We start from the raw sequence: 677 nt of genomic DNA, 5'->3' as shown, positions 1-677 counted from the left end.
CGCACTGTCCGAGGCGCAGATTCTGGAAATGTACGATTACCTGAAAGCGCTGCTGGCCGGGCGCGGCGTCGCGATGCTCTGATGAGCCAGGTACTGCAGACCGTCTACGCCAGCGCCCCGATCGATCAAATTATTCTCCACACCCTAGAACTGAAACACACTGCATTTACGGATGGAGCGATTCGCCTGTGCCAGGGATTTGATGATATCGAGGCAACGCTGGAAGACGGAGAAACAGCCACTTTTATTGCGAGCGGCTTCGGGGTTTCCCTGCCACAGCGCTCAATGCGCGGCCGCCAGGATTTACAGTTCCAGCTGGATAATGTCACCGGCGAAGCGCTGCAAAATATTGATGCCGCGCTGGAGGCGGGCGGATCTGTCCAAGTGATTTATCGGCAGTTCCTCGAATCCGATCTGTCCGCCCCCGCACAGCCGCCTACGGTGATGACGGCGGTATCGGGTAAAGCCAATGTGGCCTCTGTGTCAGTCATCGCCAGCTTTCACGACCTGGTGAATAAAGCCTGGCCCAATAAATTCTACACGCCCGATTTTGCCCCCGGCCTGAAATACTACGGCTAACTCTTATGTCTTGGATAAACGACTATCTCACCGTCCCCTATGTAGACGGCGGACGGGATATGCACGGCTTTGATTGCTGGGGGCTGGTGCGCGATGTG

At 56.3% G+C, this 677-nt stretch carries 1 protein-coding gene; it reads left to right on the top strand.

Annotation, left to right across the window (positions count from 1 at the left end):
* On the top strand, window positions 1-579 hold a 579-nt coding region (locus LC073_RS21535), incomplete at its 5' end, for a DUF1833 family protein (protein ID WP_226649694.1).
* Window positions 580-677: the final 98 nt, after the last annotated feature.

Source organism: Microbulbifer variabilis (genome assembly GCF_020524905.1).
Classification (GTDB): domain Bacteria; phylum Pseudomonadota; class Gammaproteobacteria; order Pseudomonadales; family Cellvibrionaceae; genus Microbulbifer; species Microbulbifer variabilis_A.
Note: the sequence above shows the minus strand (reverse complement) of the source record. Positions and strands in the feature narration are given on the sequence as shown.